The following is a 15,503-nucleotide window of genomic DNA, read 5'->3' as shown; positions in this document are numbered from 1 at the left end:
TGTGCGCGACACGGTACCGCGCGGGCGGCCCACTCAGCCGAGCAGGACCACCTCGACGTCGGCGCCCGGCTCCACCGAGGTCATGTCCTCGGGGATGACGATCAGCGCGTCCGCGTGCGCGAGAGCGGCGATCAGATGCGAGCCGGAGCCGCCGACGGGCGTCACGCGGCCCGCCTCCGCGTCATACCGCCCCCGCAGGAACTGACGGCGCCCCGGCGGCGAGTTCAGCGGCTTGTCCGCGAGGAGCTCCGCGCGCGCGGTGGGCCGGTGGACCGTGGGCAGCCCCATGAGCGTGCGGATCGCGGGGCGCACGAAGAGCTCGAAGGAGACGTACGAGGAGACGGGGTTGCCCGGCAGCGCGAGCAGCGGCGTGTGGTCGGGGCCGATGGAGCCGAACCCCTGCGGCTTGCCCGGCTGCATGGCGAGCTTGCGGAACTCCACGCCGCTGCCCGCGCCCATGCCGTCCTCGTCGTCCGGGTCGCCGATGGAGGACAGCGCCTCCTTCACGACGTCGTACGCGCCGACGCTCACGCCGCCCGTGGTGACGATGAGGTCGGCGCGGATCAGCTGGTCCTCGATCGTGGAGCGCAGCGTCTCCGCGTCGTCGGCCACCGCGCCCACGCGGTAGGCGATGGCCCCGGCGTCGCGGGCGGCGGCGGTCAGGGCGAAGCTGTTGGAGTCGTAGATCTGGCCCTCGGCCAACTGCTCGCCGGGCTGGATCAGTTCGCTGCCGGTGGACATGACGACCACGCGAGGGCGGGGGCGCACCTTCACCGTGCCGCGCCCGATGGCGGCGAGCAGGGCGATCTGCGGGGGGTCGAGGACGGTGCCCGCGGTCAGGGCGCGGTCGCCGGTCTGAACGTCGCTGCCCCGCGCGCGGACGTGCGCGCGTGCCACTGCGGGGCGGTGCACGCGGACCTCGCCGGAGGCTCCTTCGGGGGAGGCGCTGTGGGCCCGCATTCCGGAGACGGGGCCCTCGCCCAGACCGCCGTCGGTCCACTCCACGGGGACGACGGCTTCGGCGCCGGGCGGCAGCGGGGCGCCGGTCATGATGCGGGCCGCCTGGCCCGCACCGACGGTGGGCTGTGCGCCGGCGCCCGCGGCCACGTCGCCGATGACGGTGAGGACGGCGGGGAACTCCTCGCTCGCGCCGTCGACATCGGCGACCCGCACCGCGTACCCGTCCATGGAGCTGTTGTCGAAGGGCGGCAGCGAGACAGGCACCGTGACGTCCTCGACCAGGACGCAGCCCTGGGCGTCGAGGAGTTGGAGCTCGATGGGTTCGAGCGGGCGGACGGTCTCGAGGATGTCGTCCAGATGCTCGTCCACCGACCAGAAGTGGTCCCGGTCGGTGATCGGTGTCGTCGTGCTGCTGCTCAAAGTGCTACATCTCCTCGGTGACGTAACTGCGGAGCCAGGCCTGGAAGTCCGGGCCCAGATCTTCACGTTCGCACGCGAGTCTGACAATGGCACGCAGATAGTCGCCACGGTCACCGGTGTCATAGCGGCGGCCCTTGAAGACGACGCCGTGCACCGGGCCGCCGATCTTCTCATCCACGGCGAGCTGCTGGAGGGCGTCGGTGAGCTGGATCTCGCCGCCGCGGCCCGGCTCGGTCTTGCGCAGTATGTCGAAGATGTGCGGGTCCAGGACATAGCGGCCGATGATCGCGTAGTTCGACGGGGCGTCGGCCGCGTCGGGCTTCTCGACCAGGCCGGTGACCTTGACGACGTCGCCGTCGTCGGTGGCGTCGACCGCGGCGCAGCCGTAGAGGTGGATCTGCTCGGGAGCCACCTCCATGAGGGCGATGACGCTGCCGCCGTGCCGCTCCTGGATCTCGACCATGCGGGCGAGGAGGGGGTCGCGCGGGTCGATGAGGTCGTCGCCGAGGAGGACGGCGAACGGCTCGCGTCCGACGTGCGGCGCGGCGCACAGGACGGCGTGACCGAGCCCCTTGGGGTCGCCCTGGCGCACGTAGTGCATCGTCGCGAGGTCGCTGGACTCCTGGACCTTGGCGAGGCGGGCCTCGTCGCCCTTCTTCAGGAGGGCCGACTCCAGTTCGTAGTTGCGGTCGAAGTGGTCCTCCAGCGGGCGCTTGTTGCGACCCGTGATCATGAGGACGTCGTCGAGACCCGCGGACACGGCCTCCTCGACCACGTACTGGATCGCCGGCTTGTCGACGACCGGCAGCATCTCCTTGGGGGTCGCCTTGGTGGCCGGCAGGAAGCGTGTGCCGAGACCCGCGGCAGGGATGACCGCCTTGGTGATCCGGGTGTGGGGGGGTTGAGACTCAGTCATGGCGCCACCATATCCGGTACGTATGTGCGGAATCTGTGGATCCAGATAAGTCGGCGGCATATGCGCCCACCAGGAAGGAATTGCGAGAACCCCATGAGCGGAACCAGTGGAACCAGCGGTACCGGCAGCGGTGCGGAACCCCGTGACCAGCCAACCAAGCGCATGTTGCGGCTGGACTTCCGCGCGGTGAGAAGCAGGTTGACTGAGGATGACGCACAGAAGGCGGCAGCGGTTCTGGCCGCCCGCGCGCTGGAATTGCCGGAACTCGCCGACGCACACACCGTCGCGGCGTACGTCTCCGTAGGCAGCGAGCCCGGCACGCGCGCCCTGCTCGACGCCCTGCACGCGCGCGGGACCCGCGTCCTGCTGCCGGTGCTGCTCGCCGACAACGACCTGGACTGGGCCGTGTACGACGGGGCCGGCTCGCTCGTCCGCGTGCAACACCAGGGGAAGATCACGCTGTTGGAGCCCTCAGGGGCGCGTGTCGGGCCCGAGGCCGTCCTCACGGCGGACGCCGTGCTGCTGCCGGGGCTCGCCGTCGACGCGCGCGGCATGCGGCTCGGACGCGGCGGCGGCTCGTACGACCGGGTCCTGGCCCGCCTTGAGCGCGCGGACGCCCATCCCGCCCTCGTGGTGCTCCTGTACGACTCCGAAGTGGTCCCGTACCTCCCCGAGGAAGCACACGATCGGCCGGTGCACGCCGTCGTGACGCCGTCGGGCGTGCGCCGCTTCCGCTGACCTCACGCCCTCACGCCCTCACGTCCTCACGAAGACCCTCCAACACCCCGAAAGGGCCCTCCACGTGTGCGTGGAGGGCCCTTTCAGTACGTGCCTTCAGTACGTGCCTTCAGTGCGTGCCGTGAGCGTCCGTCAGGGGCGCAGCACCAGCTTGTCGCTCGTGCTGTCCTCGACGGCCTTCTCCGTGTACGACCACGGAAGGAGTTCGCCCTTGGTCCACTTCTCCGTCTGGTCGGTGTAGTGGTCGTTGTACGCGTGCCCCGAAGCTCCGGTGAGGTTGATCCACTTGGACTTGTCGAGGTCCTTGAGGTTCACCACCATCCGCATCGACGGCACCCAGACCACTCCGTAGCCGCCCGCCGCGTTCCAGCCGGTCGCGTTGACCGCGGCCTCGCCGCCGCCCAGGTTCCACGGGCCGCGGTTGAGCACCCACTGCAGCCAGCCGGGTCCGTCGGTGCCGAGCGTCTGGTTCTTCAGCGTGAGGCGGTGCAGGCGGCCCCAGCTCCACGTGTCGACGTCCTTGCCGAGCTTGGCCGTCAGGTCCCAGCGCGCGTCCTCAAGAGCCCGCTTGAACAGCTGGTCGCGGTTCTTGGTCTCCTTGTCGGTACGGGTCGCGGGCGCCTTCCACCAGGCGTTGGTCTCGTCGTCGATGATCTTGCGGATCACTTCGTAGTAGCGGTCGCCGCCGTCCGGCTGGGCCGAGTCGGCCTCGCGCTCACCGCACTCGCGCACCTTCTTGCCCTCGTCGGCCGGGCCGGTGTTGTCGGCGGGCTCGACGTTCAGGCACTGCCCCTTGACCCGCAGCTCCTTGGGGAGCTTGTTGCCGAAGGCCAGCTTGAGGATGTTGCGCCAGACGGAGTTGAAGTACGCGGCGGCGGCCGAGTCGGCGTCCTGGGTGTAGTCCCAGCCCTCGAGGAGCTTCTGCGCCTCGCGGACGTACTTGTCCTTGACGTCGATCTTCAGCAGCTTGGGCACGAGCAGCTTGGCGATCTCGCTGCTGTTGTCCATCTGCATGAGGCGCATGTCCTCGGTGGAGATCTTGCCGCCGTTCTTGATCTTCGACTGGATGAGGTCGTCGATCCGCTGGCTGCGCGCTCCGTAGCCCCAGTCCGAGGTGAGCTTGTACGGGTACTTGGCCTGGTCGACCACGGCCTGGTTGGCGGTGACGATGTAGCCGCGCTTGGGGTTGTACTCGTAGGGCAGCGCGTCCTGCGGGATGTAGCCCGTCCAGCGGTAGTCGGGGTCCCAGCCCGGCGCCGGGAGCGAGCCGTCGCCCTTGCCGCGGGTGGGGATCTTGCCCGGCGCCTGGTAGCCGATGTTGCCCTTGGTGTCGGCGTAGATCAGGTTCTGGGAGGGCACTTCGAAGGAGCCGGCCGCCTTGCGGAACTGCTTGAAGTTCTTGGCCCGGTTGAGGTCGAAGACGGCGTCCATGGACTTGCCGGGGCTCAGCGCGGTCCAGCGCAGCGCCACTCCGTAGCCGTCGCCCCGGTCGGGGGCCGCGGTGTCGACCTGGGCCTTCTTGCCGACCTTGCCGAGTTCGTCGTCGCGGTCGGAGATGAGCGGGCCGTTGTCGGTCTCCCGGACCGTGATCTTCTTCGAGCTGCCGCCCGCGACCTTGATGGTCTCCTCGCGCGAGGTGAACGGCACGACCTTGTCGCCGGACAGGTAACCGTCCCCGGTGAACTTCTCCAGGTAGAGGTCCGTCACGTCGGCGCCGAGGTTCGTCATGCCCCAGGCGATGTCCTGGTTGTGGCCGATGACCACACCCGGCATGCCGGAGAAGGTGTAGCCGGAGACGTCGTACTGGCACTTCTCGGAGACCGACTTGCAGTGCAGGCCCATCTGGTACCAGACGGAGGGCAGCTGCGGCGCCAGGTGCGGGTCGTTGGCGAGGAGCGGCTGGCCGGTGATGGTGTGCTTACCGGAGACGACCCAGGAGTTCGAGCCGATGCCGTTGCCGCTCGGGCCGAGGATGGACGGGACCTCGTCCAGGGCGTCGGAGAGGCCCGAGAGCTGCGAGGTCATGCCCTCGGTCGCCTGGGTGCCGCCTGCGACACCCGTGCCTGCGGTGCCGCCGGTTCCGGTTCCAGTTCCGGACTGGGTACCGGTGCCGGTGCCCGTTCCGGTGCCGGTACCTGTACCCGTGCCGGTACCCGTGCCAGTGCCAGTGCCAGTGCCAGTGCCGGTACCCGTACCCGAACCCGAGCCGCTTCCCATGCCACTGGGAGTGCCCTCGGGGTCGTATTCCTTCGTGACGCTGCTGTACGCGCCCTCCCGGACGATGGGCTTGTTCCGCTTGTACGGGTACTCCGGGTACAGGTCCTTGATCTGCGACGGGCCGAGGCGGCTCGTCATCAGGGAGCGGTCGATCTCGTCCTGCATGTTGCCGCGCAGGTCCCAGGCCATGGCCTTGAGCCAGGCCACGGAGTCGACGGGGCTCCACTCCTGGGGTTTGTAGTCGTTCTTGAAGCCGAGCGCCGCGTACTCGACGGAGATGTCCTTGCCGTCCTTGCCGTCGAGGTAGGAGTTGACTCCCTTGGCGTACGCCTGGAGGTACTTCTTGGTCTCCGGCGAGAGCTTGGAGTCGTACTCCTTCTTCGCCACCCGGTGCCAGCCGAGCGTGCGCAGGAACTCATCGGTCTTGACCTGGCTCTTGCCGAACATCTCGGAGAGCCGCCCGGAGGTCATGTGACGACGTACGTCCATCTCCCAGAAGCGGTCCTGCGCCTGGACGTAGCCCTGTGCCATGAAGAGGTCGGCATCGGACTCGGCGTAGATCTGCGGGATTCCGTTTCCGTCGCGCTTCACGTCGACGTTGCCGGCCAGGCCGTCGAGCTTGATCGATCCCTTGGTCTGCGGGAAGGAGGCGCGCACGGTGCTCACGCTCCAGTACGCGCCGAAGCCGATGCCTCCGACGATGGCCAGGACCAGGACGATCACGACGAGTCGGGCTCGGCGCCCCTTCTTCTTGCCGGACTTATGACCGGAAGAGGCGGTGGTGTTGGAGGGCATCGCTGTCCTTGCTGTCCTTACGCGAGCGGCAGGGCGGGCTGTGCTGTCGACTTGGGGCGGCTCTGAGAGCGCTGGAGCAACCATAGGCGCAGGGCGTTGCAGCTCCGGACGCGGAGTCAGGAACCCGGCCTCCATGAGATCGAATAGTCATTCGATGGCATCAAGGAAGCGTTAACAATTAGGTAAGGTAACGAAGTACTCCTACGTAGTACTCGCGCTCCACTACGTAGTACGTGGCTCCACGGAGGAAGGAACGGCCCCTGACTGTCCACCACCTCAACCAGCTCCTGCTCGTCTGCTCGCTCGTTCTGCTCGTCGCGGTGGCGGCGGTCCGCATCTCGTCGCGCAGCGGGCTTCCCAGCCTGCTGCTTTACCTGGGCATCGGCATCGCCATGGGCCAGGACGGAGTGGGCGACGTCCACTTCGACAACGCCGAACTGACGCAGGTCATCGGCTATGCCGCCCTGGTCGTGATCCTCGCCGAGGGCGGCCTCGGGACCAAGTGGAAAGAGGTCAAGCCGGCCCTGCCCGCGGCAGCCGTGCTTTCGACCGCGGGTGTCGCCGTCAGCGTCGGCGTCACGGCCGCCGGTGCCCACTATCTCGTCGGGCTCGAATGGCGCCAAGCACTGATCATCGGCGCGGTGGTCTCGTCCACCGACGCCGCCGCGGTCTTCTCCGTACTGCGGAAGGTTCCGCTTCCCTCCCGCGTCACGGGCATCCTGGAAGCGGAGTCGGGGTTCAACGACGCCCCTGTGGTGATCCTCGTCGTGGCGTTCTCCACGGCGGGCCCGGTGGACGACTGGTACGTGCTGATCGGCGAGATCGCCCTGGAGCTGGCGATCGGTGCCGCGATCGGCCTCGCGGTCGGCTGGCTCGGCGCCTTCGGCCTGCGGCACGTGGCCCTGCCCGCCTCCGGCCTCTACCCCATCGCCGTCATGGCGATCGCGGTCACCGCGTATGCCGCGGGCGCCATGGCGCACGGCAGCGGATTCCTCGCGGTCTACCTCGCCTCGATGGTGCTCGGCAACGCCAGGCTGCCGCACTGGCCCGCCACCCGCGGCTTCGCCGAAGGGCTCGGCTGGCTGGCCCAGATCGGCATGTTCGTCCTGCTCGGCCTCCTGGTCACCCCGCACGACCTGCTCGACGACACCTGGCCCGCGATCCTCATCGGCCTGGTCCTGACCGTCGTGGCACGCCCCCTGGAAGTCGTCCTCAGCCTGCTGCCGTTCCGCCTGCCCTGGCAGGAGAAGGCGCTGCTCTCCTGGGCCGGGCTGCGCGGCGCCGTGCCCATCATCCTGGCGACGATCCCCATGGTGAGCGGCGTCGAGGACAGCCAGCGGATCTTCAACATCGTCTTCGTGCTCGTCGTCGTCTACACCCTCATCCAGGGCCCCACACTGCCCTGGCTGGCCCGGAAGCTGCGGCTCGGCGACTCCTCCGAAGCCGCCGATCTGGGCGTCGAGTCCGCACCCCTGGAGCGGCTGCAGGGTCATCTCCTTTCGGTGGCCATCCCCAAGGGCTCCCTCATGCACGGCGTCGAGGTCGGCGAGCTGCGGCTGCCCCCGGGCTCCGCCGTCACGCTGGTCGTGCGCGACGGAGAATCGTTCGTCCCGCTGCCGACCACGGTGCTGCGGCGCGGCGACGAGCTCCTCGTGGTGGCGACCGACCCGGTGCGGGACGCCGCCGAGAAGCGGCTGCGTGCGGTCGGCCGCGGCGGCAAGCTGGCCAGTTGGCTGGGAACCGACGGAGAAAAACACCAATCGTAGGTGGCGGAGGTCTCATCGGCCGCAATCACAGGCCGAATGGGATCTCCCCCTGTACGATGAAGGCACCTGATCGAACCAACTCTGCCTGAAGCAGAGCTGGCGCGACCGTATGGCGGCCGTGACGCCCTCGCAGTGGGCCCGGCATCTACCGCAGTTCCGCGCAAGAGGACAGCTCTCGGCGCCCCCGCACGGGCGCGCTACCAGGCGGCAGAAAGGCACGGGCCGTGGCATCCACGGTCACCGAAACCCGCCCCGGCTACGGACAGCTGCTGCGTACCCCGCGCGCCTGGACGTTCCTGCTGCCCGGCTTCGCGGCGCGACAGCCGTTCGCGATGCTGACCATCTCCATCGTCCTGCTCGTGCAGCACACCACCGGCTCGTACGGCGCCGCCGGCGCCGTCTCGGCCGCCACCGGCGTCTCCATGGCGCTCTTCGCCCCCTTCAGCGGCAAGCTCGCCGACCGGTTCGGGCAGCGCGCCGTGCTGGTGCCCGGCATCCTCGTGCACTCCGCCTCCGTCATCACGCTGACGGTCCTCGCGCTCTCCGACGCCCCCCTGTGGGCGCTCTTCGTGGCCGCCGTGCCCGCGGGCGCATCGACACCGCAGGTCGGCCCCATGGTGCGGGCCCGCTGGGGCGTCAAGCTCCAGGACTCCCCCCTGGCCACCACCGCGGCCGCCTTCGAGTCGGTCACCGACGAGCTGACCTTCGTTCTCGGCCCGCTCTTCGCGACCGCGCTGTGCACCACCATCGACCCCTCCGCCGGACTCCTCACCGAGGCCGGACTCACGCTGGTGGGCGGCCTGCTCTTCGCCGCGCAGAAGAGCACCCAGCCGAAGCCGTCCTCGCACGAGGACGGGCACGCACGCGTGGAGCACGTTTCCGCACTGCGCGTCCCCGGAGTGCGGGTCCTCATGGCGACGTTCATCGGCATCGGCGCCGTCTTCGGCGGCATGCAGGTCTCGCTGGCCGCCTTCACCGAGTCGATCGGCGAGCCCGGCCTGAACGGTGTCCTGTACGGCACGTTCGCGGCGGGCAACATGCTCTCCGGCATCGCCTGCGGCGCCATCGCCTGGAAGATCTCCCCGCAGCGCCGCCTCCTCGTCGGCTACACGGCCCTGACTCTGATGGCCTCCGGCCTGTGGGCCGCGCACTCCGTGCTGCTGCTCGCCGGACTCGGCCTGCTGGTCGGCGTCTGCATCGCCCCCGCGCTGATCACCGGCTACACCCTGGTCGACAAGCTGGTCGCGCCGACCGGCCGCACGGAGGCCTTCACCTGGCTGACCGGTGCGGTCGCGCTCGGCCAGGCGGCCGCCGTCACGGTGGCCGGACAGCTTGAGGACCACTTGTGGGACGGGGCCGGATTCCTGGTCCCGCTGGGCGGTACGGCCATGGCTCTCGTGGTCCTTCTGGCGCTCCGTTCACGGCTCGTTCCCAAGCCCTCCGGCCGCACGGTCGCGCGTGGCGTCGGTCACCGCGTGCCGGTGACGGTGGACTGATCTCGCGGAATACGTCACTATGGACCGTCGTTAGCACTCATCGAGTGAGAGTGCCAGGAGGAAGCAAGTGCCGACGTACCAGTACCAGTGCACCGAGTGCGGCGAGGGCCTCGAGGCGGTGCAGAAGTTCACCGATGACGCCCTGACCGTATGCCCGAACTGCGACGGACGCCTCAAGAAGGTGTTCTCGGCGGTCGGCATCGTCTTCAAGGGGTCCGGCTTCTACCGCAACGACAGCCGCGGCTCGTCGTCGAGCAGCACCCCGGCGAACGCGTCGTCGAAGTCCGCGGCATCGGGCTCCTCGGACTCGAAGGGCTCCTCGGACTCGAAGGCCGCGTCGTCGTCCTCGTCCTCGGATGCCAAGTCGTCCGGCTCCTCCCCGACGTCGTCCACGTCGTCGAGTTCGGCCGCGTAAGGCTCTCCGCACGCCTCTTCTGTGCGACCCCGCCGTCCTGCGACGGCGGGGTCGTCGGCGTTCCCCGCCGTCGCTACTGTGCGGGCCATGGTGAACACGGCGAACGCCGCGCGGGCCGAGATCGGCGTGATCGGCGGCTCCGGCTTCTACTCCTTCCTCGACGACGTGACCGAGACACGGATCGACACCCCGTACGGGGCTCCCAGCGACTCCCTCTTCCTGGGCAAGATCGCGGGCCGACGGGTCGCCTTCCTCCCCCGGCACGGCCGCGGTCACCATCTGCCGCCGCACCGCATCAACTACCGCGCCAACCTCTGGGCGTTGCGCTCGGTCGGCGTGCGGCAGGTGCTCGGCCCGTGCGCGGTCGGCGGGCTGCGGCCCGAGTACGGGCCCGGGACGCTGCTGGTGCCCGACCAGCTCGTGGACCGCACGCGGACCCGTGCGCAGACGTACTTCGACGGGGCACCGCTGCCCGACGGCAGCGTCCCGAACGTCGTGCACGTCTCGCTCGCCGACCCCTACTGCCCCGCAGGCCGCGCGGCGGCGCTGCAGGCGGCCCGCGGCCGTGACTGGGAGCCGGTGGACGGCGGGGTGCTCGCCGTGATCGAGGGGCCGCGGTTCTCGACCAGGGCGGAGTCCCGCTGGTACGCCGCGCAGGGCTGGTCGGTGGTGGGCATGACCGGGTACCCCGAGGCGGCGCTCGCCCGTGAACTGGAGCTCTGCTACACGTCGTTGACGCTGGTCACAGATCTGGACGCGGGCGTGGAGACCGGCGAGGGCGTGTCCCACGACGACGTCCTGCGGGTGTTCGCCGCCAACGTGGACCGGCTGCGGGGCGTGCTGTTCGACGCGGTGGCGGGGCTGCCGGCGAACGACGAGCGGCGGGATTGCCTGTGTGCGGGGGCGCTGGGCGGAATGGATCCGGGGATCCGGCTGCCGTGAAGTGAGGGCTCCGGGGGGGGAGCGGAAGTTCCCCTTCGGGTGAGGGAGTTGTCCACAACCGGCGAGTAGTCCACGGGGCTCAGCGGGAATCGGCGCGAGCCCGCATCGTGAGAGCGGAAGCCGAGCTCCTCGCATCGCAGGTGGTGGTTGTCGTGACCCATGTCCCTACCCATGTCCCTACCCACGCCCCTACCCATGTCCCTCCTCAGACCCGACCGGCAGACAGGTGCCAGGTCCCCCACTTCCCGCCCGTGCGGGTGCGCGGCGGCCATCCGCGGTTGCGCCGGTTGCTGCGGCACCGGCGGCGGGCCCTGGCCGTGGGCCTCGCGATGACCGCCGCCGCCCTCGCGGCCACGGCTCCGCGGGCCCCCGCACCGGCCCCACCGCAGGAGGCGGCCGCCGCGGAGCCTGCGCCCGAGGGGCGCCCCCTCGTCGCCGCGGAGCGGGCGAAGGTGACGGCGCCGGTGCGGATCGCGGACGCGGACGCGGTGCGTCTGCTGCGTCCCGGCGACCGGGTGGACGTGATCGCCGCCGACGGATCGGCCGGGGTCGGCACGCAGCCGCGCGTGGTGGCGGCGGGGGCGCGGGTCTCCGAAGTGCCCGAGTCGGCGGACGGCCCCGCCGAGAGCGGGGCGCTGGTGGTCCTCTCCGTACCGAGGGACACGGCGGCACGGCTCGCCGGGGCCGCGGCGACGATGCGCCTGGCGGTGACCCTGCGATGAGCCAGAATGTTCACGATCGCACTGACAGCCTGTCAAGTAGCTCGATGGTGCGTAGCAATTGGACAGGTACGCCATGGTCTGACGTAAGTTGCGAAGTTGTTTGTTCAGCAACCCGCACATGCAACGAAAGGCCTCGTGGTGAGCGAGAAGAAGGAACCGGGTCTCTGGGACGGCTTCAAGGCCTTCCTGATGCGCGGCAATGTCGTCGACCTGGCGGTCGCGGTGGTCATCGGCGCCGCGTTCACGAACATCGTGAACTCGGTGGTCAAGGGTGTCATCAACCCGCTCGTCGGCGCCTTCGGGACGAAGGACCTCGACCACTACAGCTCGTGCCTGAAGTCGCCCTGCGAGATGAACGACGCGGGCGAGGTCGTCAAGGGAATCCCGATCATGTGGGGTTCCGTGCTCAGCGCGGTCCTCAGCTTCGTGATCACCGCGGCCGTCGTGTACTTCCTGATGGTCCTGCCCATGGCCAAGTACCTGGCACGCGCGGCAGCCAAGCGGGCCGAGAGGGAGGGCACGAAGGAGGTCATCGAGATCAGCGAGCTGGAGGTGCTCAAGGAGATCCGCGACGCCCTGGTGGCGCAGCGCGGCTCGGGGCACCGCGAGGAGTAGCGCGGGCTCAGAGGTGGTGGGGCGGCTTCTCGTCGAGGAAGCGTGCCAGGTCGGCGGCGCTGCCGTGGCCGGGCTCAGCCCGCTCGCCCCACCCTCGGTCCGTGTCGTCCGAAGACTGCTGCGACAGCGGATCGTCGAAAATCAGCGCGTTCCCCGACCGCTTCTTCGGGTCCTGCGGGGTCTTCGGCTCGTCCGGATCTCGCGGTTCGGGGGCGGGGGCGGTGCTCATGTCTCCAGGGTACGCCGGGGGTGCGGGCGGCCGCCGCGAGCAGCTCGCGTCAGCTGGCCTTGAGGCCCTGAGCTGCGAAGATCTCCTTTGCCACGGCCACCTGCGCCGGGGAGGGCGAGGGGGTGCCGCGCAGTGCGAAGTCCTTGCCGAGCGCGTCCCACTTCGCCTCGCCCAGCTTGTGGAAGGGCAGCACGTCGACCCGGGAGACGTTGCCGAGCGAGGCGGCGAAGCGGGCGACGCCCTCGATGTTCGAGGGGTCGTCGGTCAGACCAGGCACGAGGACGAAGCGGACCCAGACGTTCTTGCCGAGGCCGGCCAGGCGGTGGGCGAAGTCGAGGGTGGGCCGCAGGGGCCGCCCGGTGACCTTCTGGTACGTCTCGGGGTCCCAGGACTTGATGTCGAGCAGGACCAGGTCGGCGTCGCGGAGCAGGGCGTCGGTGGCGCGTGCGCCGAGGAAGCCGGACGTGTCGAGTGCGGTGTGCAGCCCCAGTTCGTGCTTGAGGCGGTGCAGGAGTTCGCCGGTGAAGACGGGCTGCAGGAGCGGTTCGCCGCCGCTGATGGTGGCTCCTCCCCCGGCCGCGGAGATGAACCTGGTGTACTTGGCGGCCTCGGCGATCACCTCATCGGCCGTGGTCCGCTTGCCGTCGCGCATCCGCCAGGTGTCGGGGTTGTGGCAGTACAGACAGGTCAGCGGGCATCCGGCGAGGAACGTGACGAAGCGCGACCCCGGTCCGTCCACGCCGGTGGACAGGTCCCAGGAGTGGACGGAGCCGGTGACGGGGCGGTGGGTGGCGGCCGCCGCGGGGGTGGCCGCGTCCTCGTCGGCCCCGCGGGGGCGTACGGGGATGTCGGTACTGAGCAGAACAGCCATGGCGGAACTCCCGAACTACTGGCAGTACGTGGTGTGCGCGGCGCCCGGAGCCGGGGTGAGGGCCCGGCCCCGGGGCCGCGGTTCAGGGGCGGCTCCCCGGAGGGAGCCGGTGGCTCAGAGGGAGCCGTGGAAGGTGCGGTTGATGACGTCGAGCTGCTGGTCGCGGGTGAGCCGGATGAAGTTGACCGCGTATCCGGAGACCCGGATGGTCAGCTGCGGGTAGTTCTCCGGGTGCTCCATGGCGTCCTGCAACGTCGCCTGGTTGAGGACGTTGACGTTCATGTGGAAGCCGTCGCTGGCCATGAAGCCGTCCAGGACACCGGCGAGGTTCGCGATCCGCTCCTCGGGGGTGCGGCCGAGCGCGTCCGGGGTGATGGTGTTGGTCAGCGAGATGCCGTCCTCGGCGTCGTCGTAGTCGAGCTTGGCGACCGACATCGCGGAGGCGATGTAACCGTGCTCGTCGCGGCCGTTCATCGGGTTGGCCCCGGGGGCGAACGGCTCGCCCGCCCGGCGTCCGTCGGGCGTGTTGCCGGTCTTCTTGCCGTAGACGACGTTCGAGGTGATGGTCAGCACCGACTGGGTGTGCACCGCGTCGCGGTAGGTGGGGTGCTTGCGGACCTTCGCCATGAAGTCGTGCACGATGCGCCGCGCGATGTCGTCGACGCGGTCGTCGTTGTTGCCGTAGGCGGGGTAGTCGCCCTCGATCTCGTAGTCGACGGCGAGGCCCGTCTCGTCGCGGACCACCTTGACCTTGGCGTGCTTGATCGCCGAGAGCGAGTCGGCGGCGACCGAGAGGCCCGCGATGCCGCATGCCATGGTGCGCAGGATCTCCTGGTCGTGCAGCGCCATCTCGATGCGCTCGTAGGCGTATTTGTCGTGCATGTAGTGGATGACGTTGAGCGCGTGGACGTACGTCTTGGCGAGCCAGTCGAGCATCGCGTCGTATCCGCGCACAACGGTCGCGTAGTCCAGGTAGTCGCCCTCCATGGGCGTGAAGCCCTCGACGATGGCCTTGCCGGACTTCTCGTCGCGGCCGCCGTTGATCGCGTAGAGGAGCGCCTTGGCGACGTTCACACGGGCGCCGAAGAACTGCATCTGCTTGCCGACGGCCATGGCCGAGACGCAGCAGGCGATCGCGGTGTCGTCCCCGTACTTGGGGCGCATCAGCTCGTCCGACTCGAACTGGAGGGCCGAGGTGTCGATGGCGACCTGCGCGGCGAACTCCTTGAAGCCCTGCGGCAGTCGCTGCGACCAGAAGACCGTGAGGTTGGGCTCGGGAGCCGGGCCGAGGTTGTAGAGGGTCTGCAGGGCGCGGAAGGTGGTGCGCGAGACCAGCGGACGGCCGTCCTCGCCGATGCCGGCCATCGACCAGGTGACCCAGGTCGGGTCTCCGGAGAAGCCCTCGTTGTACTCGGGGGTGCGCAGGAAGCGGACGATGCGGAGCTTGATGACGAAGTCGTCGATGAACTCCTGGGCCTGGGCCTCGGTGATGCGGCCCGCCTCGATGTCGCGCTGCAGGTAGATGTCGAGGAAGTTGTCGATGCGGCCGATCGACATGGCCGCGCCGTTCTGCTCCTTCACGGCGGCGAGGTAGGCGAAGTACAGCCACTGGACGGCCTCGCGGCCTGTGATGGCCGGCTGCGCGATGTCGTAGCCGTACGACATCGCCATGGCCTTCAGTTCCTTGAGGGCCTTGATCTGCTCGGAGATCTCCTCGCGCCCGCGGATGACGTCCTCGGTCGCCCACTCCTCACCGAGGGCGGCCTTGTCGGCCTCCTTCGCGGCGATCAGGCGGTCGACGCCATAGAGGGCGACGCGGCGGTAGTCGCCGATGATCCGGCCGCGGCCGTAGGCGTCCGGCAGGCCGGTGATGATGCCGGACGAGCGGCAGGCGCGGATCTCGGGCGTGTAGGCGTCGAAGACGCCTTCGTTGTGGGTCTTGCGCAGGTGCGTGTAGACGTCCCTGACCTCGGGGTCGGCTTCGTAGCCATAGGCGTTGAGGGCGCTTTCGACCATCCGCCAGCCGCCGTTGGGCATGATGGCGCGCTTGAGGGGGGCGTCCGTCTGCAGGCCGACGATCAGGTCCTTGTGGTCGGCGGCGGTGCCATCGACGTATCCGGGCTTGAAGGCGTCGATACGGGAAGGGGTCCGCACGTCCACGTCGTGAATGCCGCGCTCGATCTCCGTGGGGAACATCGAGAGGAGCTGCTGCCAGGCCTGGGTGGTGCGTTCGGTCGCACCGGCCAGGAAAGAGGCGTCTCCTTCGTACGGGGTGTAGTTCTGCTGCACAAAGTCACGGACGTCGATGGCGTCCCGCCACAGACCGCCCTTGAAGCCCTCCCAAGCCTTACCGTTCACTGTCGTTTCCGCAGGAGTGGCAGTCATGACCCGCACCTTCCGT

General features: G+C 69.4%; 13 protein-coding genes. 7 read left to right on the top strand and 6 right to left on the bottom strand.

Annotation, left to right across the window (positions count from 1 at the left end):
• Positions 1 to 33: 33 nt before the first annotated feature.
• Both glp and galU read right to left on the bottom strand, forming a co-directional pair.
• Entirely contained in the window at positions 34 to 1,380 is a 1,347-nt protein-coding gene (gene glp / locus ABZ953_RS21345) for a gephyrin-like molybdotransferase Glp (RefSeq protein ID WP_361726139.1), read from the bottom strand.
• Positions 1,381 to 1,384: 4 nt separating this feature from the next.
• Positions 1,385 to 2,296: a UTP--glucose-1-phosphate uridylyltransferase GalU gene (gene galU, locus ABZ953_RS21340; RefSeq protein WP_361726136.1), complete on the bottom strand. Its 912-nt coding sequence runs from the start codon at positions 2,294 to 2,296 to the stop codon at positions 1,385 to 1,387.
• Between the two features lie 162 nt (positions 2,297 to 2,458).
• Between galU and ABZ953_RS21335 the strand changes: the two genes are divergently transcribed.
• Entirely contained in the window at positions 2,459 to 3,034 is a 576-nt protein-coding gene (locus tag ABZ953_RS21335; RefSeq protein WP_361726499.1) for a 5-formyltetrahydrofolate cyclo-ligase, read from the top strand.
• A gap of 132 nt (positions 3,035 to 3,166) precedes the next feature.
• Here ABZ953_RS21335 and ABZ953_RS21330 read toward each other — a convergent pair whose 3' ends face one another.
• Positions 3,167 to 6,046, bottom strand: a complete 2,880-nt coding sequence (locus ABZ953_RS21330) for a penicillin acylase family protein (protein ID WP_361726133.1) — start codon at positions 6,044 to 6,046, stop codon at positions 3,167 to 3,169.
• 233 nt (positions 6,047 to 6,279) lie between these two features.
• Between ABZ953_RS21330 and ABZ953_RS21325 the strand changes: the two genes are divergently transcribed.
• The 6 genes from ABZ953_RS21325 (at position 6,280) to mscL (ending at position 12,002) form a co-directional block, all read left to right on the top strand.
• A complete protein-coding gene (locus tag ABZ953_RS21325; RefSeq protein WP_361726130.1) occupies positions 6,280 to 7,812 on the top strand; it encodes a potassium/proton antiporter in 1,533 nt (510 codons plus the stop codon).
• Between the two features lie 224 nt (positions 7,813 to 8,036).
• A complete protein-coding gene (locus ABZ953_RS21320) occupies positions 8,037 to 9,308 on the top strand; it encodes an MFS transporter (protein ID WP_361726127.1) in 1,272 nt (423 codons plus the stop codon).
• A 67-nt stretch (positions 9,309 to 9,375) separates the two neighbouring features.
• Positions 9,376 to 9,723 (top strand): FmdB family zinc ribbon protein, encoded by a 348-nt coding sequence (locus ABZ953_RS21315; protein ID WP_361726124.1) that lies wholly within the window; start codon positions 9,376 to 9,378, stop codon positions 9,721 to 9,723.
• Between the two features lie 87 nt (positions 9,724 to 9,810).
• A complete protein-coding gene (locus ABZ953_RS21310; RefSeq protein ID WP_361726121.1) occupies positions 9,811 to 10,665 on the top strand; it encodes an S-methyl-5'-thioadenosine phosphorylase in 855 nt (284 codons plus the stop codon).
• A 251-nt stretch (positions 10,666 to 10,916) separates the two neighbouring features.
• Complete coding sequence (locus tag ABZ953_RS21305) at positions 10,917 to 11,387, top strand: hypothetical protein (protein ID WP_361726118.1); 471 nt, start codon at positions 10,917 to 10,919, stop codon at positions 11,385 to 11,387.
• Positions 11,388 to 11,522: 135 nt separating this feature from the next.
• On the top strand, positions 11,523 to 12,002 hold the full coding sequence (gene mscL / locus ABZ953_RS21300) for a large conductance mechanosensitive channel protein MscL (RefSeq protein ID WP_361726115.1): 480 nt from the start codon (positions 11,523 to 11,525) through the stop codon (positions 12,000 to 12,002).
• A 7-nt stretch (positions 12,003 to 12,009) separates the two neighbouring features.
• On the opposite strand, the gene ABZ953_RS21295 is transcribed toward mscL, so the two are convergent.
• The 3 genes from ABZ953_RS21295 to pflB all read right to left on the bottom strand — a co-directional run bounded on the left by ABZ953_RS21295 (position 12,010) and on the right by pflB (position 15,487).
• Complete coding sequence (locus ABZ953_RS21295) at positions 12,010 to 12,231, bottom strand: hypothetical protein (RefSeq protein ID WP_361726112.1); 222 nt, start codon at positions 12,229 to 12,231, stop codon at positions 12,010 to 12,012.
• 49 nt (positions 12,232 to 12,280) lie between these two features.
• Positions 12,281 to 13,102, bottom strand: a complete 822-nt coding sequence (pflA, locus tag ABZ953_RS21290; protein ID WP_361726110.1) for a pyruvate formate-lyase-activating protein — start codon at positions 13,100 to 13,102, stop codon at positions 12,281 to 12,283.
• Between the two features lie 114 nt (positions 13,103 to 13,216).
• Positions 13,217 to 15,487, bottom strand: coding sequence for a formate C-acetyltransferase (gene pflB, locus ABZ953_RS21285; RefSeq protein ID WP_361726107.1), 2,271 nt, complete (start codon positions 15,485 to 15,487; stop codon positions 13,217 to 13,219).
• Positions 15,488 to 15,503 lie beyond the last annotated feature (16 nt).

Origin of the sequence: Streptomyces sp. NPDC046465, assembly GCF_040646035.1 — a bacterium.
Lineage (GTDB): Bacteria > Actinomycetota > Actinomycetes > Streptomycetales > Streptomycetaceae > Streptomyces.
The sequence above is the reverse complement of the archived record's forward strand: the minus strand, read 5'-3'. Positions and strand labels throughout refer to the sequence as shown.

What these genes read in the sequence shown, in the direction of transcription:
- ABZ953_RS21335 (WP_361726499.1), top strand. Translation starts at nt 2,459, where the DNA reads ATGTTGCGGCTGGACTTCCGCGCGGTGAGAAGCAGGTTGACTGAGGAT.
- ABZ953_RS21310 (WP_361726121.1), top strand. Translation starts at nt 9,811, where the DNA reads ATGGTGAACACGGCGAACGCCGCGCGGGCCGAGATCGGCGTGATCGGC.
- pflB (WP_361726107.1), bottom strand. Translation starts at nt 15,487, where the DNA reads ATGACTGCCACTCCTGCGGAAACGACAGTGAACGGTAAGGCTTGGGAG.
- pflA (WP_361726110.1), bottom strand. Translation starts at nt 13,102, where the DNA reads ATGGCTGTTCTGCTCAGTACCGACATCCCCGTACGCCCCCGCGGGGCC.
- ABZ953_RS21330 (WP_361726133.1), bottom strand. Translation starts at nt 6,046, where the DNA reads ATGCCCTCCAACACCACCGCCTCTTCCGGTCATAAGTCCGGCAAGAAG.
- ABZ953_RS21295 (WP_361726112.1), bottom strand. Translation starts at nt 12,231, where the DNA reads ATGAGCACCGCCCCCGCCCCCGAACCGCGAGATCCGGACGAGCCGAAG.
- galU (WP_361726136.1), bottom strand. Translation starts at nt 2,296, where the DNA reads ATGACTGAGTCTCAACCCCCCCACACCCGGATCACCAAGGCGGTCATC.